This is a genomic window from Duganella sp. BJB476 (assembly GCF_003416895.1).
Taxonomy (GTDB): domain Bacteria; phylum Pseudomonadota; class Gammaproteobacteria; order Burkholderiales; family Burkholderiaceae_D; genus Rugamonas.
Genome location: NZ_QVIO01000004.1, coordinates 408297 through 433093, shown reverse-complemented (window position 1 = coordinate 433093; position 24797 = coordinate 408297). Strand labels below are relative to the sequence as shown.

Sequence of the window (24797 nt, the reverse complement as noted above, 5' to 3'; positions counted from 1 at the left end):
GGTTAATTTCGAATGTCGCCATTCTAACCGTAGCGCCCCTGTCGCAACCATTTGTTGGCGATGATCTTGGTGCCGCTGACCACCGGCGCGCCGCCGTGCAAGGTCTGCTTGTCCGGCTGGTGGTTGACGTCGGTGTTGAGGAACCACAGCGCGTTGCCCTTCTTCGGATACACCTCCAGCCCCAGGCCGGGGAACACCGTGCCGCCGCCCTGCTCCACATCGCTCAGGTACAGGATGAAGGTGGCCAGCCGCTGGCCGCCGCGCGCCAGATGGCTGCGATGGCCGCTGCTGTCCGGGTCCAGCCAGTCGTAGTGCGGCCGGTATTCCTGCGTTACGCCGTACTTCTGCAGCTGGAACGGCTCGCTGCACTCGGGCGGCCAGTGCGCCAGTGCCGCCAGCCGCTGTTCGATGCGCTCGGCCACCTCGGCCTCGCCGCGCTGGATGAAGGCCATCTCGCTGGTGCGGCCCTCGTGCACCACGCTGGCGCCGTCGGCCTCGCCGGTCACGGTGGAGCGGGTGTAGCGCGTGCCGCAATGGGCGATGATGGCGTCGCATTCCTCGTCGCTGAGCACATTCCCCAGCAGGATGATCTGCGGCTGCTTCAGCACGAACAGCACCTCCACCTCCCGGTCCGGCGCGGCGACCAGGTTGCGTTCCAGGTCGATGTAGGGCATCTGCTGCGGCGCCACGAATACACTCGCCACCGGCGCCGGCGCGTGATCGGCCGCCGCGCGCAGCGCCAGCGCCTCGTCGATGGCGGCGCGCGCCACCGTCATGCTGTGCTGGCCGGAGGCCGCCATGCTGTTGGCCATGTCCAGCGGATTGCAGGCGCGTGCCAGGTTTTCCATGATCCAGTCCTGCCACACGGCCGGCAGGGAGACAAAGACAGTAGGTGCAGTAGTCATCGTGCGATCGGTGGGCTAGTTGCCGGGCTGCCGGATTGGTGGTCGATTTTACCGGATTGCGCGCCCGCGCCCCAGCGCCGGCGCGCGAATAACAACAGTCCGCGCAACTGCAACAACACCAGCACCGCGAACGCCACCTGGTAGGCCTGCGCCGGATAGTGCTGCAAAAAGTCCGGCCGCCAGCAGCCGACCACCAGCCCGAAGCCCGCCTGCACCGCGAACGCGCCCAGGAAGATCAGCAGGTTCAGGCAAGTGGCGCCGCGCCCCGTCAGCGCGGCCGGCAGGCTTTGCGCGACGATCGCATACTCGATGCCGGTCACCGTGCCCACCAGCGTAAAGATCACCGACAGCAGCTGGTAGCTGGGCGCCCAGTTGCACACAAAGCCCAGTTGCACCGCGATGAACAGCGCCACCCCGGCCGCAGCCACGCTGATCGGCGCCACGCCGCGCCGCCCGGCCCACTCGGTGAGCATGCCGACCGCGATGGCGCCGAAGATCACCGCCGCCATGCCCAGGTACAGCAGGTAGGCCACCGCCGCCTCGGAAAAACCGGCGACGTCGGTCAGCCAGCGGCTGATCCACAAACCCTGGATGCCGAAGAACACCATGTGCGGCACCAGCACCAGCTGCGCCACCTCGCGGAAGGCCGGATGCTGCAGCACCTCGCGCAGCGCCGCCAGGCCGGCCGGACGCGGCGCCGTAGCCGTAGCCGCCGACGACGCGGCGGGCGGCGCGGCCGGCGCCACCAGCCGTATCAGCAGCGCCAGCGCCGCCGCGGCGGCAGCCAGGCCGACGAACAGGCCGCGCCAGTCGGTGTAGTGCAGCGCCAGCCGCACCGGCAAGGTGGCCGATGCCGCCCCCAGCCCGCCGGCCGCGATCAGATACCCCTGCACCGACGGCAGCCGCGCCGGCGCGACCCAAATCGACACCGCCTTCACCGCCGACATGAAGCAGCCGCCCAATCCCAGCCCGATCAGCGCGCGCGCCGCCAGCAGCTGGGCGAAATCGCGGCCGCCGGAGAAGGCCAGCGCGCCCAGCGCCGCCAGCAGCAGCATCGGCGGCTGCACCCGCGCCGGGCCCCAGCGGTCCAGCGCCATGCCGACCGGCAGCTGCACCAGCGCGAACGCCAGGAAGAAGGCGCTGGTCAGCAGGCCAAGCTGGGCGGGGCTCAGGGCCAGCGCCGCCATCAGCTGCGGCGCCAGCGTCGCGTTGACGGTGCGGATCAGGCTCGATAGATAGTGGCCCAGCGCGAACGGCAGGAACACCAGCACGAACACCGCGCGGCCGGACATGGCGCCCCCCTACGCCGGACTGTGCGCGCCGCAGCCGGCCGCGCTGGCGACGGCCGCGCCGCCACCGCCGCGCTGCGCCTCGTCCTGGCGCGCCGGGATCAGCGGGATCACCTTGCGCTGGCCCGGCGGCTCGGCGCCGTACTCGCTGCGGCTGCCGCCCTCCTCCTCGAAGAAGAACTTGTCCTTGCCGAAGGCCGGTTTCAGCTCGTCCATCCAGGTGGCCTTCGGATCGAACCTGGCGTAGAACGGCTTGCGCACCCAGTCGGCATTGCGGGCCTGCAGGAACTGCAGGGCGAACACCTTCTCGCCGCCGATGTTGGCGATACCGTCGATCACCACCTTGCCGGGGAAGGCGCTCATCGACGGCCCGCGCACCGTGCGCGACAGGCCCGACACCATCTGGTAGGCCTGCTGGAAGATCTCGTGCGCGCGCGCCAGCGGCAGCTGGAAGTACTCGCGCGGCCCGGTGTCGCGCTCGACGAACATATAGTAGGGAATGGCGCCCAGCCGCACGCCGGTCTGCCACAACTCGGCCCAGCTGTGCGGGTCTTCGTTGATGTGGCGGATCAGCGGTCCCTGCATGCGCAAGGTGGCGCCGGTGCCGACGATGCGCTTGACCGCCTGCTGGGCGATCTCCGGCCGCAGCTCCACCGCGTGGTTGTAGTGGCCCATGATGGCCATGTTCTTGCCGCTGCCGACCACCCGCTCGAACAGGCGCAGCAGGTCGTCGGCGTCGCGGTCGGTGACGAAGCGCTGCGGCCAGTACGCCACCGACTTGGTGCCGATGCGGATGTTCTGGATATGCGCCAGGTCCGGCGCCAGCAGCGGTTCGATATACGCCTCCAGCGAGCGCGTGTTCATGATCAGCGGATCGCCGCCGGTGATCAGCACATCGGTCACCTCGGGATGCAGGCGCAGGTAGTCGGCCAGCTGGTGCGATTCCTTGGCGTCGAACTTCATGTCGTCCATGCCGACGAACTGCGGCCAACGGAAGCAGAAGGTGCAGTAGGCGTGGCAGGTCTGGCCTGCGCTGGGGAAGAACAGCACCGTCTCCTTGTACTTGTGCTGCAAGCCCTTGAGCGGGGCGTCGTTCACGCGCGGCACGTTGTGCGTCATCTGCCCGGCCGGATGGGGGTTCATGCGCAGGCGGATGCGCCGCACCAGCTCCGTCAGCGCCTGCTGGTTGGCGCGGCCCAGCACCAGCTCGCGCAGCTGCGCGTAGTCATCCGGCGCCAGCATGTCGCGGTGCGGGAAGGTCAGGCGGAAGATCGGATCGTCCGGGATGTTGCTCCAGTCGATCAGGTGGTCCAGCACATATTCGTTGGTGCGGAACGGCAGCACGTGCGACACCACCTGCACCGCTTCCTGCAAGTCGGGCGTCAGCCATTCCCATTGGCGGGAATGGGGGATGGTCTGGCGGATGAAAGGCTTGAACTTGGGCGCCTGGGCGGCGGCGCTGTTCCAGGAGGCTATCGGAGTCGAGGTCATCGCAGGTTCCTATCGCAATAAAAGGGGGGGCGGAAACTGCATGCTAGGCCGCCCACCGGAATTGCGATTGCCGCAAATCAACTGACGCATGGAAATATATTTTTCCTTGACGGGGGACGCGTGCAAAATTTCCACACGGCCAGACTTTGCGGCATCGCAATTCCCGTCCTCGGCGCCGGCGTAAAGTTCATGGGAGCAAGCCTTCCCGCCCCCCACCACAAGGACACGCCATGAAACAGACCGCCATGCTGGCCGCCATCGCCGCCATTGCCGCCTCCCTGTCGCACGCCCCGGCCTTCGCCGCCGAGCCCACCGAAAAAGACGCCATCGCCATCGTCGAGAAGGGCGCCGCCTTTATCAAGGCCCACGGCAAGGACGAATTGATCAAGAAAGTGGCGGCCAAGGACCCGGACTTCGTGCAGGGTTCGCTGTATGTCGACCTGCGCGACCTCAACAGCGGCATCGTGCTGGCGCACCCGTTCAACCCCTCCATCGTCGGCAAGGACCTGACCGACGTGCCCGACGCCAGCGGCAAGAAGTACCGCCGCGAGATCATCGAGCTGGCCGCCAAGAAGGGCCACGGCTGGGTCGACTACCAGTACAAGAATCCCGGCAGCGGCAAGATCGAGCCCAAGACCACCTACGTCCTGCGCGTCGGCGACGTGGTGCTGGAAGCGGGCATCTACAAAAAATAGCGGCGGGAGAGCACCATGCTGAGCAAACTGCGTATCGGTCCCAAACTGCTGCTGGCGCCCGGCCTGGTGCTGCTGCTGCTGATCGTCACGGCGGCGGCGGCCTACTACGGCATGGTGCGCCAGAACGCCTCGCTGGAAAACCTGGTGCAGGTGCGCGCGGCCCGCCTCAAGACCGCCGCCGACGTCACCGGCGAAACCCGCTACGCCCACGCCCACATCTACCAGCTGCTGGCCTGGGTCAACGGCAGTTTTTCCCAGCCCCGGCTGGACGCGCTGGCCAAGCAGATCAATTCCGGCCACGCCGCCATCGAGACCCGGCTGCGCCAGCTGGACGCGCTGGCCGCGGCCGACCACAACGCCGCCGAACGCAAGATCGTCGAGCAGACGCTGCAATCGCTGGCCGCCTACCGCAAGGCCGTGCGCGACACCATGGAGATGGCCAGCATCGACCAGAGCATCGCCACCAACGCCATGGCCCACGGCGAAAAACAATTCCTGCTGCTAAACGAACAATTGGCGCAGCTGTCGGCGCTGGAGAAAAACCTCAGCGAACAGGCCTACGCGCGCGCCCGCGCCGAGTTCCACACCCTCGGCACCAGCATGGCGGTGATGGTGCTGCTGTCGATCGCGCTGTCGCTGGGGGTGACGATGGCGGTGCGCGGCGCCATGCTGCGCGACATCCGCGCCATCGCCGACGTGGTGGTGGCGCTGGCCGCCGGCCGCCTGGTGGCCGGGCGCGGCGACAACCGCGGCCGCGACGAGATCGCCGACACCGCCCGCATGCTGGACCACACCATGCACAAGCTGACCCAGACGCTGGGCGCCATCATGGCGGCGGTGCAGGCGATCGACTGCGCCTCGCACGAAATCGCCAGCGGCAACCTCGACCTGTCGACCCGCACCGAGATGCAGGCCGGCTCGCTGGAGGAAACCGCCAGCGCCATGGCCAGCCTGACCAAGGCGGTGCAGGACAACGCCGCCGGCGCCCAGCAGGCCTGCCAGTTGGCGGCCGGCGCCGCCGACCTGGCCCAGCACGGCGGCGCCGCAGTGCGCCAGGCGGTGCAGACCATGGCCTCGATCCGCGCCAGCTCGCGCCAGATCGTCGACATCATCGGCGTGATCGACAGCATCTCCTTCCAGACCAACATCCTGGCGCTCAACGCGGCGGTGGAAGCGGCGCGCGCCGGCGAGCAGGGCCGTGGCTTCGCGGTGGTGGCCAGCGAGGTGCGCACGCTGGCGCACCGCTCGGCCGCCGCCGCCAAGGAAATCAAGGCGCTGATCGCGACCTCGGTGGCCACCATCGACAGCGGCAGCGCCTCGGTGCACCAGGCCGGCGAGCGGATGGAGGCCATCGTCGCCTCGGTGCAGCAGGTCAACGAGGTAATCGTCCGCATCAGCCAGGCCAGCGTCGAGCAGGCCCAGGGCATCGCCGAGGTCAACCAGGCGGTCGGTCAGATGGACGATGTGACGCAGCAGAACGCCGCGCTGGTCGAGCAGGCCGCCGCCGCCGCCGCCAGCCTGCAAGAGCAGGCGGTGCAGCTGTCGCAGGCGGTGTCGGTGTTCAAGGTGGAGCCGCCGTCAGCGCATGGGCTTGCTCAAAAAGCGCGAACCGGCCAGGCCGAAGCGCCACGGCAACTCCACCGCCTTGCTAATGCCGATGCGCGGGCCGGCTAGCACCTCGAGCGCCGACTGATCGGGCGCCAGCAGCACGAACGGCGCCGCGTCCAGCACCAGGTTGTTGTGCGCGCGCGTGACGCCCAGCGCCTGGCACAGCCGCCCCGGCCCCGAACACAGCAGCCGTTCGTCGTCCAGGCCGCGCCGCTCGCGCATCTGCGCCAGCCCGGCCAGCGGTTCCAGCGCGCGGATCAGCACGCCGGCGCCGTGGCCCTCCTCGCGGCAGACAAAATTCAAACACCAGTGCAAGCCGTGCGAGCGGTACACATAGCTGCGTCCCGGCGGCCCGAACATGGAAAAATTGCGCGGCGTCGGGCCGTTGAAACTGTGCGCGGCCGGCTCGCTGCGGTCGTAGGCCTCGGCCTCGACGATGCGCCCGCCAACGCCGTCCACCAGCAGGGTGACGCCGATCAACCGCCGCGCCACCTCGGCCGAGTTGCCGCTGAAATCGATGCCTGCCAGATATGTATCCATGGCTATATTGTGTGCCAATCTGACTTGCTTAGTCACGAAACCCATAACAAATGATTATCGAATCGCCGCATTTAACGGAAATTAGCGACAAAATATGGCGGCCCCGGCAGAAATTCAGGAGAAATTCACGCCCGCCGCGCGCGCTTGCGGCGATAATCGGGGTAAGCATGCCCAGCATGAGTGAGCGCACTGGTTTATAGTGCTGTATTGCATCGCCCCACCCGTACCCCTGAAGAACACAATGACGACAGTTGCAGCCCCAGCCATGCCAGTTGAAAACGCGGTGGAAGAAGCGCTGATGCGCTCCATCCGTATTCCGCCACGGCCCAGCCTGCTCGTCGACCTGCAGCGCGAGCTGGCCCAGCCCGACCCGTCGCCGCGCCGCATCGCCCGCATCATCGGCAACGACGTCGGCATGTCCGGCGCCCTGCTCAAGCTGGCCAATTCGCCGTTCTTCGGCGCCGCCCGCAAGGCCAAGTCGGTCGAGCAGGGCATCAATTTCCTCGGCATCAACCAGTGCGCGGCGCTGCTGACCGGGCTGCTGGCGCGCCAGGCCATCGACGGCAAGGAAGCCGACCTGACGGCGTTCTGGGAAATCTCGGCGCGCCGCGCCCAGGCCGTGGTGTTCTTCTCGCGCAAGCTGCGCATCGCCCCGCCCGACATCGCCCACACCTTCGGCCTGTTCTGCGACATCGGCGTGCCGCTGCTGATGAACCGCTTCGCCGACTACGCCGCCACCTACGCCGACGCCTGCGACGACGCCGAACAAGCCTTCACCGTCATCGAGGACAGCCGCTACAGCACCAACCACGCCGCCATCGGCTGCCTGCTGGCGCGCAACTGGGGGCTGTCGCCGGACGTCTCCTGGGCCATCCTGCTGCACCACGACTACCGCGTGCTGGACGACCCGGCCACCGACGACGCCGTGCGCTCGCTGGTGGCGCTGGCGCTGCTGGCGGAAAAAGGCATCGCCCGCTTCCACGGCAGCAACCTGTCCTATGAGTGGGAAAAAGGCGGCGACCAGGCCTGCCGCCACCTCGGCCTGTCCGAGGATGAAACCGCCGACCTGCTGGACGAACTGCACGAAGCCTTCCACACCGAACGATAAGCGAACCACTAGAAATATGCCCAAGAATAAGCGCCCCGTACCGCGCAAATCCGCGAACTCCCCGGAACTGAAAGACGAACAGCAAACCACCGAATTGTGCGCCCTGGCGCTGGACCTGGCGGACGGCGAGTTCAACAACGACATCGTGGCCGACAGCACCCGCGCCGAACTGGCCCAGAAAGCGCTGGACTTCCAGCGCCTGCTGCGCAAGCTGCTCAACCAGAGCAAGGACGAGGTGCTGTATGGCGCCATCGAGCTGGCGCGCGACGAATCGCGCGACGGCTACCGCTACCTGCGCAACGCCGTCGAGGAAGGCGCCGCCAGCCTGATGCTGCGCCGCGAAGGCGCGCCCGAGATGGAGATCGACGCCTTCGCCATTCCGGTGTTCGTCCACAGCCAGGGCGGCCTCGACCCGGCCTGTGATTTCCAGGACGCCGCCGCCTACGAAGCCCTGCTAGCCAGCTTCACCGACGCCGGCCTGGAAAGCCCGAACGCCAAGGTGGTGCTGGTCAGCCACGGCTACGACCTCGATGAGTTCGAACGCGTCAGCTACGGCCAGCTGCACACCATGGTGCGCGAGGCGGCGCAGTCGCTGACCGAGAAAAAGATCGCCGCCGCGCCGGCGCTGGAGCGCAGCATGGCGGCCGGCTGGTCGGCCACCGGCTTCGGCGCGGAAGACACCGCGGTCGAGCTGCGCTTCCTGCTCGGCTTTGCGATGAAACGCGCCGACGACGCCTTCTACCAGGTGCCGGCCAGCGAAAAGGCGGCCGACGCCTATTTCGCCAAGCGTGCCGAGCGTTACCAGAAATGGACCGAACAGCACGCGCCGCTGGTGGCGCGCTGCCTGGGCCGCGGCCGCGGTGACGGCGCGCTGCGCCTGAACTTCCTGTACCAGGACCTGTTCTTCGGCGCGCGCGAACAGGGCCAGTCCGAATACGCGATGCTGCAACTGCTGTCCGCGCTCAACCAGGCCATCGCCGGCCGCGCGCCGGGGGAATTGAACGCCGTCATCGCGCCGTCCGACGTCGACGACGAGATGGTGCTGCGGGTCCAGCTGCGCGACGGCGAGGCCGTGCTGGCCAGCGGCGACAAGCCGCTCGACCTCGGCGCCGACCTGGAACTGGAAGTCGACGACCTGCGCGACGCCCTGGCCAGCATCGGCGTCGGCGCGGTGCAGGTGGCGCTGCGCTTCGACGCCCAGGGACAGCCGGTGGAGCTGCGCCCGCTGGCTTAAGCCGGCCGCAAATTCCCGTTTGACATCGTCCCGGGAGCCGAGGATACTTTCCTCAAGCGGAACACAGAGACCGCTGCCTGGTGCGGCGCCGGCTTGTGCTCCGCAGCAAAGGGAGACTCGTCATGAAACCATGGGCCCTGACCTTGTGCGCCGCGCTGCTGTGCGGCTGCGCCGGGCCGTCGCTGACGCAGCGCGCGGCCGCTCCGATGCTGTTCCACGATCCCCTGTTCCAGCCGCCGGCGACGCCGGTCGACACCGCCCACGTGTTCGCCGTCAGCCCGGCGATGCGCGACTACCTGAACCACGAAATCGGCCACAGCCTGTCGCGCAAGGATCCGCGCCGCGAGCTGTTCGACGCCCTGTACCGCAAGGACAAGCTGCAACTCGAATACGATTCGGCCATCACCCGCGACGCCGCGCAAACCTTCGCGGCGCGCGCCGGCAACTGCCTGTCGCTGGCCATCATGACGGCCGCGCTGGCGCACGAGCTCAACCTGGTGGTGCAGTTCCAGCAGGTCGAGGTCGATGAAAGCTGGAGCCGCGCCGGCAACCTGTATTTCGCCAGCAACCACGTCAACCTGTCGCTGGGCCGGCCGCGCCTGAGCCAGGGCGACGTCTACAGCGTCGACCTGTCGAACGCGCTGACGGTGGACTTCATCCCCATCCCGCCCAAGGCGCGCGAAAACGCCAGGCCGCTGGACGAGCAGACCATCGTCGCCATGTACCTGAACAACCGCGCCGCCGAGCTGCTGTCGCAAGGCAAGCTGGACGACGCCTACTGGTCGGCCCGCAAGGCGGTCGAGCAGGATCCGGGTTTGCTGAACGCCTACAACACGCTGGCCGTGGTCTACCAGCACCACGGCAACCTGCCCGAGGCCGAACAGGCGCTGCGCTACGCGCTGTCGCAGGCGCCCGACAACACCATCTTCCTGTCCAACCTGGTGCAATCGCTGGCCGCCCAGCCCGGCCCTGACAAACAGGCCGAGGCGGCCCGGCTGCGCATCCGCCTGACCCAGCTGGAACCCGACCCGCCCTTCCATTTCTTCAACCTGGGCCAGGCCGCGATGGAGGCCGGCGACTACCGCCGCGCGCGCGACCTGTTCGCGCGCGAAGTGGAGCGGGTGCCGGACTACCACGAGTTCCACTTCTGGCTGGCGCTGGCCAATTACCAGCTGGGCAATCTGCGCGAAGCCGACGCCCACATGGCCACGGCGCTGGCCAACAGCACCACGCGCGGCGACCATGACCTGTATTCGGCCAAGCTGGACCGCATCCGCGCGTATGAGGCGCACTCGGCGGGCAAATAGGCGTGCGCGATGGTATTCTGGCCGGGGCGCGGCCGTGCGCGCGTCCAACGCTTGACACATAGTTGCAAACACGCAACAATTGTAAAATGTGTAAATCAAGCTGTGCTTACCCCAAGGATACCGCCATGCTGAGACCCAGGTCCGTCTACCTCCTGCCGCTATTGCTGGCCGCCCTGCTGACCGGATGCGGCGGCGGCGGTGGCGGCGGCAACAGCAGCGCCGATCCTTCCCCCCCGGCCGTCTCGCCGGCCCTCAGCTTCAACCCCGACACGGTCCGCGCCAACATCACCGCCGGCACGTCAACCCCCCTCAACGTCATCGCCACCGTGGCCAGGCCGGCCGACTTCGCCAATGCGAGCAGCGTGCTCGCCAGCGTGGTCGACAGCAACGGCGTGCTGCTGCCCAATGCCCAGCTGATACGCGACAGCGACACCCAGTACCACGCCGTGCTGCAAACCGCGCCGTCGCTGGCGGCCGGCAGCTACACCGGCAGCTTCACCGTGCGCCTGTGCCGCGACAGCGGCTGCGCCACGCAATTCCCCGGCTCGCCGATGCAGCTGCCCTACAGCCTGCAGGTGGTGGCGGTCGGCCAGCTGGTCTTCAGCGCCACGCCGGCCGTGGCGCTGGGCGGCACCGCCCACCTCGGCGCGGCCGCGCCGGCCGCGATCAACGTCGCCATCAGCAGCGAAGGGCGCAGCTGGACCGCCAGCAGCGGCGCCGCCTGGCTCAAGCCGGGCGCGGCGTCCGGCAGCGGCAGCGGCACGCTCAGCGTCGCCTTCGACGCCAGCGGCCTGGCCGTGGGCGACTACAGCACCACGCTGACCATCAGCGCCAGCGACGGCCAGAGCGCCGTGCTGCCGGCCACGCTGTCGGTCCAGCCGAGCGGCCTGGTCACCGCCGGCAGCGTCACCTTCAACGCCATCAACGGCGCCCCGGTGCCGAACCAGGTGATCGCGCTCGACACCGACGACCAGCGCAGCGCCAGCTGGAGCGCCGTGGCCAACGGCGCCTGGCTGCGCATCTCGCCCACCAGCGGCACCACGACGCCGGCCACCGCGGTGCTGACGGTCGATCCCACCGTCGGCACGCTGGCCAGCGGCAGCTACAGCGGCAGCGTCGCACTGAGCGCCACCGGCCAGGCCAGCCGCACCCTGCCGGTCACGCTCAACCTGAGCCCGGCCACCTTGAGCGCGTCGCTCAACAGCATCACCCTGGGCGGCGCCTACGGCCGCGATTTCAGCGCCAGCCAGAGCCTGGCGCTGAGCCTGAACACCGTCACCAATTCCTGGCCCTGGTCGTTCGGCGCGCTGCCCGCCTGGGCCGACGCCAACGTCCTCGCCGGCAGCGTCAACCAGGCCGCCAGCAGCGTCGCCTTCAACGCCTTGCCGACCAACGCCAGCGTCGGCATCACGTCGACGCTGGTCAACGCCACCGCGCGCGTCAACGGCGACCGGGTGGTGGCGCCGGTGCTGCTGACCATCAACAAGGACCAGCACAAGCTGCTGCCGTCGGAAACCGGGGTCGCCTTCAGCGCCACGCCGGCCTGGACCCGGCTGACCCGCACCCTGACCGTGCGCGACAACTACGGCACGTTCGGCGGCATGGGCGCCGCCTCCAGCCAGGGCTGGCTGGTGGCCGGCGTCAGCGGCAACAAGCTGACCCTGACGGCCGACCCGACCACGCTGGGCGCGAACACGCTGAGCATCGCCACCGTCACGCTGACCCCGTTCGACGCCGACGCCAGCGCGCCCGAGCCGATCCGCGTCGCCCTGTGGAAAGGCACGCGCACGCCGCAGGCCAACGTCAGCACCGTGCTGACCTACGCCAACGTGATCACCGATCCGGTCCGGCCCTATGCCTATGTGCACAACGGCGGCGCCTACATCGACGTCTACAACCTCTACAGCGGACAAAAAACCGCCACCATCGCCGGCCTGGGCGCCAGCCTGGGCGACATGGTCACCAGCGCCAACGGCGACTACCTGTACCTGCTGAACCTGAGCAGCCACTCGCTGGTCACCATCGACCTCAACACCCAGACGGTGCTGTCGCAGATCGCGGTCGACGCCGACCAGGCCACCCGCCTCAAGGTGATCCGCCCGAACGGCGTGGAAATGCTGGTGCTCAGCAACGGCGCCGCCTACCTGACCGCCAATAAGGCCCGCCTCAGCCTGCCGCTCGGCGGCGGCGGCACGCTGGCCGCCAGCGGCGACGGCAACCGCCTGCTGTTGCAGGCCGAGAATGCCGCCGTGGTGGGCATCACCACGCTCAGCGTCGACTATGCCGCGCTCAACGGCGGCACGCTGTACCCGGCCAAGGTCCCGGCCGCCAGCCACGCCAATACCGGCACGCTGGGCCAGGACATCGCCGTCAGCCAGGACGGCACGCTGATCTACACCGCCAACAGCTCGCCCAAGCTGTGCAGCATACTCAATCCGCTCGACCTGGGGGTGCTGGGCTACCTGGCGGCCGGTGACGGCACGCCCAACAACATCGAGCTGGGCAGCGACGGCCGCATCTATTGCGGCGCCGCCGTCAAGGCGGCCGCCAGCGACGTGTGGATGTACGACACCACCGGCAAGCTGCTGAACCAGTACAAGCTGGTCGGCAGCGGCAAGCAGTTGCTGCCGCGCCAGCTGGCGGTGTCCGGCGACGGCCTGTTATTGATCGGCATCACCGACGATGGCGTGGCCACCATCGTTCCGGTGGGGCCGTAAGGCGCGTCAGTAGCCGGTGCTGCGGCCGGCGATGACGGGCAGGTCGTCGTCGCTGGTCATGGCCCAGATCAGGCGGGCGATGGTTTCGGAGGCGATCACCGTGTGGTGATTCCCCTGCGCCATCAGCTTTTCCCGGATCTCGCGCCGCACGGCGGGGATGCCGGTCAGGTCGAACAGGATGTCGACGCCGCTGCCCATGGCGACGATCTGGTCCAGCGTCACCACCGCCAGGCCGGCGTCGAGCGCCAGCTGGCGGCCCGGCGTATCGCCGCTTTCGGCCACGCCCACCAGCTCCACGCCGCGTTCGCGGCGGCCCAGCATATTGCGCAAGAAGGCTGAGCCAATACGGCCCAGCCCGACGATGGCGATTTTCTGATTATCCATTTTGTCCCCAGCTAAGTTGAACTGCGATGTAGACCCCTGTCAAAACTGTGTTAAAAAGAAAGTGTATTTAAAGCAAGCATAACCACGCTCCCTCGACAAGGCAAGCTGCATGGAACGCAACGACCAGCTGGACCACATTTTTTGGCACACCCTGACCGGCGCCCACGCGCGCCACGCCGACGGCAGCGGCGGCGCGCGCCGCTACACCCAGGGTTTCTCCCCCATCGTCGCCTTTGCCGATCCGGCCCGGCCGGACTTCGCCGCGCTGGCGGCGGTGTGCGCGCCGGGCGAGCCGTTTTACTGCGACAGCTGGCACGGCGCCGCCCCGCCCGGCTGGAAGATCAACGCCGAGAGCACCATGTTCCGCATGGTCTGGCGCGGCGCCATGCCGGCCGCCGATCCGGCGCCGGCGGCGCTGCCGCTGGGCCCGCAGCACGCGGCGCAGGCGCTGGAGCTGGCCCTGTTGTGCAAGCCGGGCCCGTTCGGCATCCGCACCATCGAGCTGGGCGACTACTTCGGCTACTTCGACGGCGAGCGGCTGATGGCCATGGCCGGTGAACGCCTGCGCGCGCCGGGGCTGTGCGAAATCAGCGGCGTCTGCACCCATCCCGACTACCAGGGCCGGGGCTTGGCAAAACAACTCATCGGCAAGCTGATCCGCCGCCACATGCAGCGCGGCGACACTTCTTTTTTGCACGTCATGCGCAGCAACGACGCGCACCAACTCTACCTGCGCATGGGCTTCGAGGATTACCTGGAGTCGGTGGTGCGGGTGATCTCCCGCGAGGAACCCTGAGATGCAGGCATTGATCATCATCGACATGCAACAAGGCATGGCCGGCCCGGCCGCCGGCGCGCGCAACAACCCCGACGCCGAGCGCAACATCGCCGCCCTGCTCGACGCCTGGCGCGCGGCCGGCGCCACCGTGGTCCACGTGCGCCACATGTCGCGCACGCCGGGTTCGCCGTTCTGGCCGGGCCAGCCGGGCGCCGAATTCCAGCCGCGCCTGGCGCCGCTGGCGCACGAGCATGTGGTGGAAAAAAATGTGCCGGACTGCTTCGTCAACAGCGGGCTGGAGCGCTGGCTGCGGGTGCGCGGCATCGACCGGCTGGTGCTGGCGGGGGTGAGCACCAACAACTCGGTGGAGTCCAGCGCCCGCAGCGCCGGCAACCTCGGCTTCACCACCAGCGTGGTGGCCGACGCCTGCTACGCCTACGCCAAGAACGACTACGCGGGCGCGCCCCGCAGCGCCGACGATGTACACTACATGGCATTGTCCAACCTCGATGGCGAGTACGCCGCCATCGTCGAGACGGCCGGCTTGCTGGCCACGTTCAAGGATAGCTAGTCATGCGCATCGCCATCGTCTCCGACATCCACGGCAATCTCGCCGCGCTGAAAGCGGTGGTGGCCGACATCCGCCATCAGGGCGTGGACGCCGTCGTCAACCTGGGCGACAGCCTGTCCGGCCCGCTGCTGCCGCTGGAGACGGCGCGCTTCCTGATGCTGCAGGACTGGACCCACCTGGCCGGCAACCACGAGCGGCAGATCCTCGAACTGCATCCCGGCTCCGGCGCGTCCGACGCCTACGCCCGCGCGCAACTGACGGCGCCCGAACTGGCGTGGATCGCCACGCTGCCGTCCGCCCGGCAATACAACGAAGACGTCTTCCTGTGCCACGGCACGCCGACCAGCGACCTCACCGGCCTGCTGGAAACGGCCGACCGCCACGCCGGCGCCGCCGACATCGAACAGCGCCTCGGCCAGGTCGACGCCAGCCTGGTCGCCTGCGGCCACACGCACGTGCCGCGCAGCGTGCGCAGCGCGCGCGGCCAGTTGCTCGTCAATCCCGGCAGCGTCGGCCAGCCGGCCTATGCCGACGACCACCCGTATCCCCACGCCATCGAATCGGGCTCGCCCGACGCCCGCTACGCCATCGTCGAGCGCCGCCAGCAGCAGTGGCAGGCGCAGCTTGCTCAGCGTCCCCTACGACCACCGCAGCATGGCCGAACTGGCCTGCGCCAACGGCCGCGAAGACTGGGCCGTCGCGCTGATGACCGGTTATGTCTCTGCATCAAAGCCAACCGCTTGAGTCCCCCAGCCGACGGTGCTACTCTGTTGACACCCTCTTGCCGGACCATACGCCATGTCGACCACTACCCTTAAACTCTCCGACGAATTGAAACAGAAAGCAATCGCCGCCGCGCAAGGCTTGGGCGTTACGCCACATGCATTCATGGTTGAAGCGATTCGTCAGGCAACGGAGGCGGCTGAACAACGCAAGCAATTCGTAGAGAGGCAAGCACCCAGTCACACCACGCGCAACGGTGTACCACTACTCCAACTACAAACGGGAACCATGCCGGTCACACTGGAAATGGTAAACAAATTGCGCGATGAGCTACCAGGATGACATACCTGCTTGACGTAAATGTCCTGATTGCACTGATGGATCCTGGCCACGTCCAGCACGACATTGCGCACGAGTGGTTCGCAAAAGATGGAATAAGCGCTTGGGCCACCTGTCCCATCACCGAAAACGGCGCACTACGAATTATTGGTCACGCTAGCTATCCCAACTCACTGGGGAACCCAGCCGCTGTAGCACCGTTGTTACGGACTATGCGCTCGCTCGAAGGTCATGTATTTTGGAGCGATGATATCAGTCTGCTGGACGAAGAAAAAGTCGATACGACTGGCCTACTCAATTCGGCGCAGACTACAGATAGTTATTTGCTCGCGCTGGCGCAAGCCCATGGTGGTCAACTGGCGACATTGGACCGCCGCCTTGTCGTCACCGCAGTTCATGGCGGGGCCGGCGCTCTTTGCCTGATCGGCTAATCCTGAGCGATAAAAACCGAGCGTTGCGTCACATGATCCTGGAAACGCAAAATGAAACCGGGCTGGACTAACGCAGCATTTTCCAGTGCTCCAGCTTTTGTGCCAATGTAAGCGACGCGTGTGCCGGAGATGTAGAGGGTAGCACTAGCGTCCTGTAGCCTTCGGCAGCAAACTGCGGCGCGAACTTGCCGGAGGTCTGACCATTGAAGCCCACCGTTTCCAGCAATGGACACAACTCGCGCAGGCGGGCGAAGTCGTTGGCGGCGGGTTTGCGGATGGCGGAATCGAGGCTGCCTTCGCGCTCGCAGGCGCCCAGCACGTCCCACAGGCCGAAGCCGTGCGCCAGCAGGCGCGGCAGGCGTTCGTCATACGGCAGCTGGGCCAGCGGCTCCCCCGTCAGCCCCGACAGGATCGGCCACAACAGATTGCGCGGATGCGCATAGTACTGCTGCGCCGCCAGCGAGGCGGCGCCGGGAAAGCTGCCTAGCACCAGGATGCGGGTGCGCGCGTCGACTACCGGCGCCAGGCCGGTCAGTGCGGGGTTGGGGGAATCTGTCGCATAGCTCATGGCCGCATTGTACCCAAGCGTTGCCACGCCGCGTTTCAGGTGTAGAATTTACCGACGGCACGACCGTACTAAAAAAAACCGGAGACACCCATGTCGCAACCCCGCACCATCGATACGCTGCTGGCCCAGTACAGCGAAAGCCACCTCAATCCCATCAATGAAGTGATCCACTTCATCTGCGTGCCCATCATCGTGTTCACCCTGCTGGGCTTGCTGTGGGCGGCGCATCCGCTGCTGGCGGTGGCGGTCACGCTGGCCTCGCTGGCCTACTATTTCAAGCTGTCGAAACCGTTCGCGGTGGGCATGCTGCTGATGAGCACGCTGATGCTGGCCCTGCTGGCCGCCCTGCCCGACCGGGCCGTCCTGCCGCTGTCGGTGGCGATCTTCGTGCTGGCGTGGATAGGACAGTTCATCGGCCACAAGATCGAAGGCAAGAAACCGTCGTTTTTCGACGACCTGCGCTTCCTGCTGATCGGGCCGCTGTTTGTGTTGGGATTCTTGTACCGCCGGATGAAGCTGGCGTACTAGAAGTTGCGTTCAAAACGAGCGCAGCTAGGCGTGGTGACGAAGGCAGTGCGCCTGCACGACGAGGCGCCACAACGACGCTGCGGTCTTTTTGAACGCAACTTCTTAATGGAAACCTGAAAACGCGAGCAAGGTCTGGGCGGCGCTCTGCATCTCTTCGTCGGCCAGCAACAGCACCAGCGCGGTGCTGAGCGCGACATAGCCCAGCAAGCCGACGACCTTGATTTGCAGCGCGGTACTCATGCCGCTCTCCCTTGATTGATGTGTCTTTCCATCATACTTGCATTTTCAACAAAATGCTCAAAATTTACGCAACGATACAAACAAATCCGCCGACCTGTTGCGCCGCAACAAAATCATAGCCGCTAGGCAAGGAATCGCCCGGGCGGCTATACTCGTCCGATGTCCTCTCCACTCCTGTTCATCATTGCCTGCCTGATCTGGGGCTCCACTTTCTTCGCCATCACGCTGCAACTGGGCGAAGTCGCGCCCGCCGTGTCGGTGGTCTACCGTTTCGCGCTGTCGGCAGCGGTGCTGTTCGCCTGGTGCCTGGCGCGCGGCGACAAGCTGATCATGCCCTGGCGCACCCAGCGCTGGATGTTTCTGCAGGGCTGCGCCACCTTCGGCCTGAGCTACATCTGCACCTACACCTCCGAGCAATACCTGGTCTCCGGCCTGGTCGCCGTGCTGTTCGCGCTGATGGTGTTCTGGAACCCCATCCTCAACCGCATGGCTTTCGGCACCCCGCTCAGCTGGCGCACCTGGAGCGCCGGCGCGGTCGCCATCTGCGGCGTCACGCTGCTGTTCTTCCAGTCCATCGTCGGCGCCTGGAGCGAGATCCTGTCCGGCGGCAACGGTCACTTCCTGCTCGGCCTGGGACTGGCGCTGACCGCCACCATCGCCAGCTCGGTCGGCAACGTGGTGGTGATCAAGGTGCGCGAGCAATCGTCCAACGTGCTGCTGACGATGGCCTGGTCGATGCTGTGGGGCAGCCTGCTGGTGGCCTTGTGGGTGCTGGCCAGCGGCCAGTCCTTCACCATGCCGGCCGGCCTGCCTTACTGGGGCGGGCTGCTGTACCTGTCGCTGTTCGGCTCGGTGATCGCCTTCGCCGCCTACTTCACGCTGATCCACCGCATCGGCTCGCACAAAGCCGTGTACATCGGCGTGGTCACGCCGGTCATTTCCGTGCTGCTGTCGATCCAGCTGGAGCACTTCCGCCCCGGCCCGCTGCAATGGGCCGGCATGATATTGTGCCTGTCCAGCGTCGCCTGGGCACTGCAATCCGATTCCCCTTCCACCACAGAAAGCATAGTCGAAGCCTGATGAGCACTTCCAACCTGACCATACGCCCGGCCCAGCCGGCAGACGTCGCCGCCATTTTCGGCATGATTTACGAATTGGCCGTGTTTGAAAAACTGGAACACATGGTCGTCGCCAACGAAGCCATGCTGCACGACAGCCTGTTCTGCGACAAGCCGGTCTGCGAAGCGCTGGTCGGCGAAACCGACGGCGTAGTCGTCACCTTCGCGTTGTTCTTCCACAACTTCTCCACCTTCCTGTGCAAGAAAGGCCTGTACCTGGAAGACTTGTACGTCAAGCAAAGCGCGCGCGGCAAGGGCTACGGCAAGCAGATGCTGGTGGCGCTGGCGCAGCTGGCGGTGGAACGCGACTGCGGCCGCTTCGAATGGTCGGTGCTGGACTGGAACAGCAACGCCATCAAGCTGTACGAAAGCATGGGCGCCTCGCTGCTGCCGGAATGGCGCATTTGCCGCGTCACCGGCGAGGCGCTGACGCAGATGTCTCAAGTGTCTTGATATAACTCAAAGCATGGCGTGGTCATGCTTGCAGAATGAATGTCGAACCTATCGCAGGAGACAGTCATGCTCAAATTACCGCCCCTGGCCACCGCCGTCTACAAAGCCTGGCTTCGCTCCCGGCTGGAACGCCACACGCAGGCGCTGGAAGCCATCGCCGCCCAGCGCGAGAACGATTTCCTCGCCGAGCGCCTGCTGCACAAGGAAATGGTGCTGCTGCGCTCCAAGCTACACTCGCTGTGACGCGGCCCGGCCCCGGCTGGCCAGCCGCTCCAGCAGCTCGAACACGGCCTGCGTCAACAGCGCCAGCAGCGCTGCCGGTATCGCCCCGGCCAGCAGCATGGCGTTATCGTTCAGCGCCAGGCCGATGGTGATGCGTTCGCCGTAGCCGCCGGCGCCGATGAAGGCGGCGATGGTCGCAGTCCCCACGCTCATCACCGCCGCCGTTTTCACGCCGGCCAAAATCACCGGCAAGGCCAGCGGCAGCTCGACATGCAGCAACCGCTGCATCGGCCGCAGGCCCAGCGCCTGCGCCGCCAGCCGCAAGCCGGCCGGCACCTGCAACAAGCCGGTGCAGGTGTTGCGCACGATGGGCAGCAGCGCATACACCACCAGCGCCACCAGCGCCGGCGCCGTGCCTATCATGCCCAGCAAGGGTATCAGCAGCGCCAGCAAGGCCAGCGAGGGCACCGTTTGCAGCACGCCCGTCAAACCCAGAACCACCTGCCGCAGGCGCGGCAACGCCGCCGCCAGCACGCCCAGCGGAATGCCGACGACGCACGCCAGCAGCACCGCCACCAGTACCAACGTCACATGCTGGCGCGTCAGCGGCCACAGGTTCTTGTCGAAGATCTTGGCCAGCAGCCCATCGCGCATAGACGCCGCTTGCACTGCCTTGCCGGCATCGGCGGGCGGTGCACCGGCGGCCAGCGGCTTGTGCGCGGCCAGCCAGTCGCGCGCCACGTTGGCGAAATTCTGGCCGTCGATTTCTGCGGCGGCGTTCATCGCGATCATGTCGGCCGCGCTGATGCGGCCCTCCAGCTGCGTGATCGCCTTCCACGCGGCCGGGAAGCGTTCAGCCGCATCGAGCCGGTACAACAGCACCGCGTCGTAGCGCGGGAAGTAGGCGCGGTCGTCCTCCAGCACGCGCAGGCCGTACTGGCGGATCTTGGCGTCGGTGGAGTAGATGTCGATCACGTCGACCTGGCGCTGCATCAGGGCCTCGTAGGCGATGCCGTGGTCCAGGCCTTCCGGCTGCTGCGGCAGGCCGTAGCGCTTGGCCAGGCCCGGCCAGCCGTCGGCGCGGCCGATGAATTCATGCGACAGGCCGAAGCGCAAGCGCGGCTGCGCGGCCAGCTCGCTGAGTTTCGTCAGCCCGTCCGCACCGCCGCGCGTCGCCAGCGCGTAGGTGTTGTTGAAGCCCAGCGGCGCCGCCACGCCCAGCCCCATGGCAGCCAGTTCGCGGCGGATCTGCTCCAGCGGCGCGGCCTGCGTGTGTTTGAGGATTTCCAGGTCGATGGTGCCGAGGTACTCGGGATAGACGTCGATGCGGCCGGCCTGCAAGGCAGCCAGCACGATGGCGGTATTACCCAGGCCCTGCAGGTGCTCGACCCGGGCGTGCGGAGCCGCGGTCTGCGCCAGCACCTCGCCAAGAATATAGGATTCGGTGAAGCGCTTCGAACCCACATGCAGCGTATCGGCCGGCGCGGCGCGCGCCGCGCCGGCCAACAACAGGGCCAGCAAAACTAGCAATCGTCCTTGCACACGCTCTCCGAAATGATGGTCAATCCAGAGAGCTTACCATCAAGCACCCGCGCGCAACATGGCCGCCTTCAAGGCCTGGCTCAGCGTTTCATACGACTCCGACAGGTGCGCCTTGGCCTCGCGGCTCATCGGCTTGGCCATCGCGCCGCGGATATCGCGTTGCAGCGCCAGCGCGTTCTCGCGTTGCAGGCTGCGCGCATCGGCCGGCGTGGTCGGCGAGGAGCGCAGCAGGATCGCGGTCAGGCGCTTCAGATGCTCGCGCTGCAGATTGCGGCGCATGCCGTTGATGTCCTTGCCGGTTTTCAGCTCGCTCCACACCGCGTCCTGTACGGTGGTGTACAACTCGTCGAGGCTGAGCGCCTGCTTGCGGTCGTCCAGCTTTTCCTGCGAATCGAGCAGGCGCACCGCCACCGCATCGGACATCAGCTGATCCAGCGCGCCGGACTGCAAGAACAGCACGCGTCCGCTGACCGACACGTCGGCCCGTCCACGCGATTCAAAATGGTCAGTTCCCAGGCGGCTGATCATCGCCGGCGAGAACTGGAAGCTGTCCGACTTGAACAGGCTGGTGGTCAGCATCTGCAAGGCGGCCCGCTGGCGCGGCAACGGCACCGGCGTGAAGGTGGCGCGGCCGGTGCCGGCGTGATCACGCAAATAGGTCACGCCGCCCACGTACTTGACCACCACCGGCATGGTGCGTGCAAACTGCTGGAAGCCGTAGTCGAAACTGCGGCGCAGCGTATCGTAGCTCTCGCCCGGTTTCAGCGTGCGGTTTTGCAGACGGTCCCACAGCTCGCGCGAGATCGTCAGGCGACGCTGGAAGTAAGCCAGCGGATCGCTGCCCAGGTCGAACACGTTGACGTCGGGATCGGAGTTGAAGCCGCCCGCATCCTGGTCGGTGCCGAAGGCCAGCAGCGGCTCGTTCGAGCGCGCGGCGATCTTCGCCAGTTCTTCCTTCTCCTGCGCCGGCTCGATAGGCTTGTAGGCGTACTCGATGGCCCAGTAATCGTAAGGCCCCAGCGTCGACGCCACGTACTCGCCCTGCTTCTCGCCCTTGAGCGACAGGTTGAACGGCGTGTAGTCCATCACCGATCCGGCCAGGCCGTTCTTCTTCGTGAACTCCGGGTCCTGCAACTGCTTAAGGCTGTAGATGGTCGACGAGCGGAAGTTGTGCCGCAAGCCCAGCGTGTGCCCGATCTCGTGCATCACCACCGAACGCACGTAGGCTTGCGCAACCGCGTCCGCCTCAGGGCTGCCCATTTCCAGTTCGCCGCGCGCCTCCAGCAGGCCCATGGCGAAGCCCATCTCGGACGCCGATTCCAGCATGTAGTCGCAGCGCGCTTCCTGCCCCGGTGTCGCCAGCGCATCCTGCAGCGGCATGCTGTCCTCGCCGATCATGCGGCGCGCATCGCGCGCGAAGATGTCGGACATACCGATATCCGCATCGAGGATCTCGCCGCTGCGCGGATCGACCTGGCGCGGCCCGATGGCGAAGCCTGCATCGCGACCGACGAACCAGCGCACCGACGCATGCCGCGCGTCCATCGTATCGAAGCGGTCCTTCTCGCTCTGCTGCTTGACCACGATGGCGTTCTTGAAGCCGATGTGTTCAAACGCCTCGTTCCAGGCCAGGATGCCCTGCTTTACCGACTCGCGGTACTTCTCGGGGATGTTCGCGTCGAGCCAGTAGACGATGGGCTGCTTGGGTTCCGACAGCGCCTGCGCCGGATCCTGCTTCTCCAGTCGCCAACGCTCGATCACATGCACCGCCGTCGTCGGCGTCACGTCGTCGGAGTAGTCGTGCATGGTCGTGACGAAGTGGCCGATGCGGTCGTCCGCAGCGCGGCCATGCATGGGCTGCGCCGGCAGCGGCATGAAGCTGTAGTAGAAGCCGAGGAACATGCTGCGCGGGTCCGGCAGCGTGGTCGGCGGACTGGCCACCGGCACCGGCGTGGCCGGCATCACCAGCGGCGGCGCCGCGATGCGCGGCACGAAGAAGTGGGCGTTGACCTGGAAGCCGGTCATGGACTCGTCGGAGCGGATGGTCAGGAAGCTGCTGTTGCGCGCGTCCATCGCATACGGCATGCGGAAGGCGGCTTCCAGCCGGGTCGTAAAGCTGGGGATATCGCCGAACAGCAGGATGTTCGCCTCGACCAGGATCCCGTGATTCTGCGGATTCGGGCCGCTGGCCACCGGCGCGATCGCCAGCAGGCTGTCCGAGAACGCCTGCGACACCGCCAATGCCTGCGGCGTGCCGGCCTTGGCGCCGTAGTCGGTATTCTTGGCGATCATCTGCACCAGGTTGCCGATGCGATGGAACACCACCACCTGGCTCAGTCCCATCTGGCTGCCGTAGATACCGCGTTCGCCTATCCCGTTCGGCATGTTCACGGTCATGAAGATCGGACGGTCGAACTGGTCGGGCCGCAGCTCGATCCAGACTTTTTCCTCTTTCTGGTACAGGTTCAGGAAGCCCTGCACATGGGCCGCGCCACGCACCACCTCGGCGTAAGGCTTGGGCGCAGCCGCCGCCGCTGCGACGGCAGCCAGGTTGGCGGCCGGCGCCACAGGCGCGCTGGCGGCGACAGGGGCTTCTGGTGCGTGGGGTACGGGCGTGGGCGGCACCGGCTCCTGGGCCAGCGCCTGCGCGCCGAGCGTCAGCAAGACGGCGGCACGGAGAGAGTTCAAGGCAAACATGGATATCCTGTTACGTTAGAAGAGGCATCCCGGTACTGTAACCGAAACAATAACTAACGAAACAGAATTTCCCGAGGCCGCCCTCTAAACCTGCGGCGAACGCAACACGCCCGCATTGACCACGCCCCGGCAGGGATTCAGGCCGATGGCGTAGGACAGGTCGGCCGGACGGGCGATGCGCCACAGTGCGAAGTCGGCGCGTTTGCCCACTTCCAGGCTGCCGATCTGCTGTTCGCGACCCAGCGCGCGGGCGGCGTGCAGCGTGCAGCCGGCCAGCGCCTCCAGCGGCGTCAAACGCCACAGGGTGCAGACCATATTCATCGCCAGCAGCAGGGACGTCATCGGAGAGGTGCCGGGATTGCAGTCGGTGGCCACGGCCATCGCCACGCCGGCGGTGCGCATGGCGGCCACCGGCGGCGGCGTGGTGTCGCGCAGGAAGTAGTAAGCGCCGGGCAGCAGCACTGCCACCGTGCCGGCGGCAGCCATCGCCGCGATGCCGGCGTCGGTCAGGTGTTCGAGGTGGTCGGCGGACAGGCCGTGGTAGCGCGCCACCAGCTCGGCGCCGCGCTGGTCGGACAGCTGCTCCGCATGCAGCTTGACCGGCAAGCCCTGCGCGCGCGCAGCCTGGAACACGCGCTCCGTCTGCTCATGCGAGAAGCCGATGCGTTCGCAGAAGGCGTCCACCGCGTCGACCAGCCCTTCGGCGGCCAGCGGCGCGATCATCGCGCACACTTCGGTGATGTAATCGTCGGCGCGGCCGGCGAACTCCGGCGGCAAGGCGTGCGCGCCGAGGAAGGTGGCGGCGACGCCGACCGGCAGCTCGCGGCCGATGCGGCGCGCCACGCGCAGCATGTTCGCTTCCGATTCCAGCGTCAGGCCGTAGCCGGACTTGATTTCCAGCGTGGTCACGCCTTCGGCCAGCAGGCTGCACACGCGCGGCAGGCTTTGCCGCAGCAGCTCGTCCTCCGAGGCGGCACGGGTGGCGCGCACGGTGGACATGATGCCGCCGCCGGCGCGGGCGATGTCCTCGTAGGTGGCGCCGTTCAAGCGCGCCTCGAATTCGTCGCTGCGGTTGCCGGCGTGGACGATGTGGGTGTGGCAGTCGATCAGGCCCGGCGTCAGCCAGCAGCCGCCGCCATCGTGCACGGTGGTGGCCAGCACGCCCGGCGGCATCTCTGCCTGGGGGCCCAGCCAGGCGATCTTGCCATCCTTGACGGCGATGGCGGCATCGCGGATTTCACCGTAGCCATCGGCCATCGTGGCCAGATGCACGTTCGTAAACAACACATCCCACATGCTTCGCACTTTC

At 66.9% G+C, this 24797-nt stretch carries 24 protein-coding genes and 1 pseudogene; 15 read left to right on the top strand and 10 right to left on the bottom strand.

Features of this window, described 5'->3' with window-relative positions:
• Positions 1-23: 23 nt before the first annotated feature.
• The 3 genes from D0T21_RS18490 to D0T21_RS18480 are packed head-to-tail and all read right to left on the bottom strand — an operon-like array spanning position 24 to position 3685.
• Positions 24-905, bottom strand: coding sequence for a 2OG-Fe(II) oxygenase (locus tag D0T21_RS18490; protein WP_229211540.1), 882 nt, complete (start codon positions 903-905; stop codon positions 24-26).
• Positions 902-2197: an MFS transporter gene (locus tag D0T21_RS18485; protein ID WP_116991781.1), complete on the bottom strand. Its 1296-nt coding sequence runs from the start codon at positions 2195-2197 to the stop codon at positions 902-904. Before D0T21_RS18485 ends, D0T21_RS18490 begins: the two co-directional genes overlap by 4 nt.
• Before the next feature lie 9 nt (positions 2198-2206).
• Positions 2207-3685: a KamA family radical SAM protein gene (locus D0T21_RS18480; protein ID WP_116991783.1), complete on the bottom strand. Its 1479-nt coding sequence runs from the start codon at positions 3683-3685 to the stop codon at positions 2207-2209.
• 230 nt (positions 3686-3915) lie between these two features.
• Between D0T21_RS18480 and D0T21_RS18475 the strand changes: the two genes are divergently transcribed.
• Both D0T21_RS18475 and D0T21_RS18470 read left to right on the top strand, forming a co-directional pair.
• A complete protein-coding gene (locus D0T21_RS18475) occupies positions 3916-4380 on the top strand; it encodes a cache domain-containing protein (RefSeq protein WP_116991785.1) in 465 nt (154 codons plus the stop codon).
• Between the two features lie 15 nt (positions 4381-4395).
• The gene (locus D0T21_RS18470; RefSeq protein WP_116991787.1) at positions 4396-6054 is read left to right on the top strand and encodes a methyl-accepting chemotaxis protein; all 1659 of its coding nucleotides are present in this window, start codon (positions 4396-4398) and stop codon (positions 6052-6054) included.
• Here the strand turns inward: D0T21_RS18470 and D0T21_RS18465 are convergent.
• Entirely contained in the window at positions 5959-6528 is a 570-nt protein-coding gene (locus D0T21_RS18465) for a DNA-3-methyladenine glycosylase (protein ID WP_116991789.1), read from the bottom strand. The two genes, D0T21_RS18470 and D0T21_RS18465, sit on opposite strands and share 96 nt — an antisense overlap.
• 241 nt (positions 6529-6769) lie before the next feature.
• Here D0T21_RS18465 and D0T21_RS18460 point away from each other — a divergent pair, with 241 nt between their 5' ends.
• The 4 genes from D0T21_RS18460 to D0T21_RS18445 all read left to right on the top strand — a co-directional run bounded on the left by D0T21_RS18460 (position 6770) and on the right by D0T21_RS18445 (position 12894).
• A complete protein-coding gene (locus D0T21_RS18460) occupies positions 6770-7636 on the top strand; it encodes an HDOD domain-containing protein (RefSeq protein WP_116991791.1) in 867 nt (288 codons plus the stop codon).
• A gap of 16 nt (positions 7637-7652) precedes the next feature.
• Positions 7653-8870 carry a DUF2863 family protein gene (locus tag D0T21_RS18455; protein WP_116991793.1) on the top strand — a complete coding sequence of 406 codons (1218 nt, stop codon included), beginning with the start codon at positions 7653-7655 and terminating at the stop codon, positions 8868-8870.
• Positions 8871-8992: 122 nt separating this feature from the next.
• Entirely contained in the window at positions 8993-10177 is a 1185-nt protein-coding gene (locus D0T21_RS18450) for a tetratricopeptide repeat protein (protein WP_116991795.1), read from the top strand.
• A gap of 125 nt (positions 10178-10302) precedes the next feature.
• The gene (locus D0T21_RS18445) at positions 10303-12894 is read left to right on the top strand and encodes a BACON domain-containing protein (RefSeq protein WP_199538532.1); all 2592 of its coding nucleotides are present in this window, start codon (positions 10303-10305) and stop codon (positions 12892-12894) included.
• Positions 12895-12900: 6 nt separating this feature from the next.
• Here the strand turns inward: D0T21_RS18445 and D0T21_RS18440 are convergent, their stop codons facing one another.
• The gene (locus tag D0T21_RS18440) at positions 12901-13278 is read right to left on the bottom strand and encodes a homoserine dehydrogenase (RefSeq protein WP_116991799.1); all 378 of its coding nucleotides are present in this window, start codon (positions 13276-13278) and stop codon (positions 12901-12903) included.
• A 109-nt stretch (positions 13279-13387) separates the two neighbouring features.
• Between D0T21_RS18440 and D0T21_RS18435 the strand changes: the two genes are divergently transcribed.
• The 5 genes and pseudogenes from D0T21_RS18435 to D0T21_RS18415 all read left to right on the top strand — a co-directional run bounded on the left by D0T21_RS18435 (position 13388) and on the right by D0T21_RS18415 (position 16120).
• Positions 13388-14074, top strand: coding sequence for a GNAT family N-acetyltransferase (locus tag D0T21_RS18435; RefSeq protein ID WP_116991801.1), 687 nt, complete (start codon positions 13388-13390; stop codon positions 14072-14074).
• A gap of 1 nt (position 14075) precedes the next feature.
• Positions 14076-14627, top strand: a complete 552-nt coding sequence (locus D0T21_RS18430) for a cysteine hydrolase family protein (RefSeq protein ID WP_116991803.1) — start codon at positions 14076-14078, stop codon at positions 14625-14627.
• Between the two features lie 2 nt (positions 14628-14629).
• Positions 14630-15371, top strand: a pseudogene (locus D0T21_RS18425) (metallophosphoesterase).
• 54 nt (positions 15372-15425) lie between these two features.
• Complete coding sequence (locus tag D0T21_RS32260) at positions 15426-15692, top strand: CopG family ribbon-helix-helix protein (RefSeq protein WP_199538533.1); 267 nt, start codon at positions 15426-15428, stop codon at positions 15690-15692.
• A complete protein-coding gene (locus D0T21_RS18415; RefSeq protein ID WP_116991805.1) occupies positions 15689-16120 on the top strand; it encodes a TA system VapC family ribonuclease toxin in 432 nt (143 codons plus the stop codon). Before D0T21_RS32260 ends, D0T21_RS18415 begins: the two co-directional genes overlap by 4 nt.
• Positions 16121-16187: 67 nt before the next feature.
• Here the strand turns inward: D0T21_RS18415 and D0T21_RS18410 are convergent, their stop codons facing one another.
• Positions 16188-16688: a DNA-deoxyinosine glycosylase gene (locus D0T21_RS18410; RefSeq protein ID WP_116991807.1), complete on the bottom strand. Its 501-nt coding sequence runs from the start codon at positions 16686-16688 to the stop codon at positions 16188-16190.
• Positions 16689-16778: 90 nt separating this feature from the next.
• Between D0T21_RS18410 and D0T21_RS18405 the strand changes: the two genes are divergently transcribed.
• Positions 16779-17216: a DUF962 domain-containing protein gene (locus D0T21_RS18405; RefSeq protein ID WP_116991809.1), complete on the top strand. Its 438-nt coding sequence runs from the start codon at positions 16779-16781 to the stop codon at positions 17214-17216.
• 102 nt (positions 17217-17318) lie between these two features.
• Here the strand turns inward: D0T21_RS18405 and D0T21_RS32255 are convergent, their stop codons facing one another.
• A complete protein-coding gene (locus D0T21_RS32255) occupies positions 17319-17456 on the bottom strand; it encodes a hypothetical protein (RefSeq protein WP_199538534.1) in 138 nt (45 codons plus the stop codon).
• A gap of 159 nt (positions 17457-17615) precedes the next feature.
• Here D0T21_RS32255 and D0T21_RS18400 point away from each other — a divergent pair, with 159 nt between their 5' ends.
• The 3 genes from D0T21_RS18400 to D0T21_RS32250 all read left to right on the top strand — a co-directional run bounded on the left by D0T21_RS18400 (position 17616) and on the right by D0T21_RS32250 (position 19270).
• Entirely contained in the window at positions 17616-18536 is a 921-nt protein-coding gene (locus tag D0T21_RS18400) for a DMT family transporter (protein ID WP_116991812.1), read from the top strand.
• Positions 18536-19027 carry a GNAT family N-acetyltransferase gene (locus D0T21_RS18395; protein ID WP_116991814.1) on the top strand — a complete coding sequence of 164 codons (492 nt, stop codon included), beginning with the start codon at positions 18536-18538 and terminating at the stop codon, positions 19025-19027. The genes D0T21_RS18400 and D0T21_RS18395 overlap by 1 nt, the downstream gene beginning before the upstream one ends.
• A gap of 66 nt (positions 19028-19093) precedes the next feature.
• A complete protein-coding gene (locus tag D0T21_RS32250) occupies positions 19094-19270 on the top strand; it encodes a hypothetical protein (protein ID WP_199538535.1) in 177 nt (58 codons plus the stop codon).
• On the opposite strand, the gene D0T21_RS18390 is transcribed toward D0T21_RS32250, so the two are convergent.
• From D0T21_RS18390 to hutI, 3 genes are all read right to left on the bottom strand, one after another.
• Entirely contained in the window at positions 19256-20791 is a 1536-nt protein-coding gene (locus D0T21_RS18390; protein ID WP_373886685.1) for a glycine betaine ABC transporter substrate-binding protein, read from the bottom strand. The two genes, D0T21_RS32250 and D0T21_RS18390, sit on opposite strands and share 15 nt — an antisense overlap.
• A gap of 39 nt (positions 20792-20830) precedes the next feature.
• Positions 20831-23488: a zinc-dependent metalloprotease gene (locus D0T21_RS18385; RefSeq protein WP_116991819.1), complete on the bottom strand. Its 2658-nt coding sequence runs from the start codon at positions 23486-23488 to the stop codon at positions 20831-20833.
• Between the two features lie 84 nt (positions 23489-23572).
• Positions 23573-24784 (bottom strand): imidazolonepropionase, encoded by a 1212-nt coding sequence (gene hutI / locus D0T21_RS18380; protein ID WP_116991822.1) that lies wholly within the window; start codon positions 24782-24784, stop codon positions 23573-23575.
• Between the last annotated feature and the right edge of the window lie 13 nt (positions 24785-24797).

Excerpts from the sequence above, each read along its gene's own strand:
- D0T21_RS18480 (WP_116991783.1), bottom strand. The coding sequence starts at position 3,685 with ATGACCTCGACTCCGATAGCCTCCTGGAACAGCGCCGCCGCCCAGGCG.
- D0T21_RS18440 (WP_116991799.1), bottom strand. The coding sequence starts at position 13,278 with ATGGATAATCAGAAAATCGCCATCGTCGGGCTGGGCCGTATTGGCTCA.
- D0T21_RS32260 (WP_199538533.1), top strand. The coding sequence starts at position 15,426 with ATGTCGACCACTACCCTTAAACTCTCCGACGAATTGAAACAGAAAGCA.
- D0T21_RS18415 (WP_116991805.1), top strand. The coding sequence starts at position 15,689 with ATGACATACCTGCTTGACGTAAATGTCCTGATTGCACTGATGGATCCT.
- D0T21_RS18455 (WP_116991793.1), top strand. The coding sequence starts at position 7,653 with ATGCCCAAGAATAAGCGCCCCGTACCGCGCAAATCCGCGAACTCCCCG.
- D0T21_RS18450 (WP_116991795.1), top strand. The coding sequence starts at position 8,993 with ATGAAACCATGGGCCCTGACCTTGTGCGCCGCGCTGCTGTGCGGCTGC.
- D0T21_RS18465 (WP_116991789.1), bottom strand. The coding sequence starts at position 6,528 with ATGGATACATATCTGGCAGGCATCGATTTCAGCGGCAACTCGGCCGAG.
- D0T21_RS18475 (WP_116991785.1), top strand. The coding sequence starts at position 3,916 with ATGAAACAGACCGCCATGCTGGCCGCCATCGCCGCCATTGCCGCCTCC.
- D0T21_RS18485 (WP_116991781.1), bottom strand. The coding sequence starts at position 2,197 with ATGTCCGGCCGCGCGGTGTTCGTGCTGGTGTTCCTGCCGTTCGCGCTG.
- D0T21_RS18470 (WP_116991787.1), top strand. The coding sequence starts at position 4,396 with ATGCTGAGCAAACTGCGTATCGGTCCCAAACTGCTGCTGGCGCCCGGC.
- D0T21_RS32255 (WP_199538534.1), bottom strand. The coding sequence starts at position 17,456 with ATGAGTACCGCGCTGCAAATCAAGGTCGTCGGCTTGCTGGGCTATGTC.
- D0T21_RS32250 (WP_199538535.1), top strand. The coding sequence starts at position 19,094 with ATGCTCAAATTACCGCCCCTGGCCACCGCCGTCTACAAAGCCTGGCTT.
- D0T21_RS18490 (WP_229211540.1), bottom strand. The coding sequence starts at position 905 with ATGACTACTGCACCTACTGTCTTTGTCTCCCTGCCGGCCGTGTGGCAG.
- D0T21_RS18445 (WP_199538532.1), top strand. The coding sequence starts at position 10,303 with ATGCTGAGACCCAGGTCCGTCTACCTCCTGCCGCTATTGCTGGCCGCC.
- D0T21_RS18395 (WP_116991814.1), top strand. The coding sequence starts at position 18,536 with ATGAGCACTTCCAACCTGACCATACGCCCGGCCCAGCCGGCAGACGTC.
- hutI (WP_116991822.1), bottom strand. The coding sequence starts at position 24,784 with ATGTGGGATGTGTTGTTTACGAACGTGCATCTGGCCACGATGGCCGAT.
- D0T21_RS18400 (WP_116991812.1), top strand. The coding sequence starts at position 17,616 with ATGTCCTCTCCACTCCTGTTCATCATTGCCTGCCTGATCTGGGGCTCC.
- D0T21_RS18385 (WP_116991819.1), bottom strand. The coding sequence starts at position 23,488 with ATGTTTGCCTTGAACTCTCTCCGTGCCGCCGTCTTGCTGACGCTCGGC.
- D0T21_RS18430 (WP_116991803.1), top strand. The coding sequence starts at position 14,076 with ATGCAGGCATTGATCATCATCGACATGCAACAAGGCATGGCCGGCCCG.
- D0T21_RS18460 (WP_116991791.1), top strand. The coding sequence starts at position 6,770 with ATGACGACAGTTGCAGCCCCAGCCATGCCAGTTGAAAACGCGGTGGAA.
- D0T21_RS18405 (WP_116991809.1), top strand. The coding sequence starts at position 16,779 with ATGTCGCAACCCCGCACCATCGATACGCTGCTGGCCCAGTACAGCGAA.
- D0T21_RS18435 (WP_116991801.1), top strand. The coding sequence starts at position 13,388 with ATGGAACGCAACGACCAGCTGGACCACATTTTTTGGCACACCCTGACC.
- D0T21_RS18410 (WP_116991807.1), bottom strand. The coding sequence starts at position 16,688 with ATGAGCTATGCGACAGATTCCCCCAACCCCGCACTGACCGGCCTGGCG.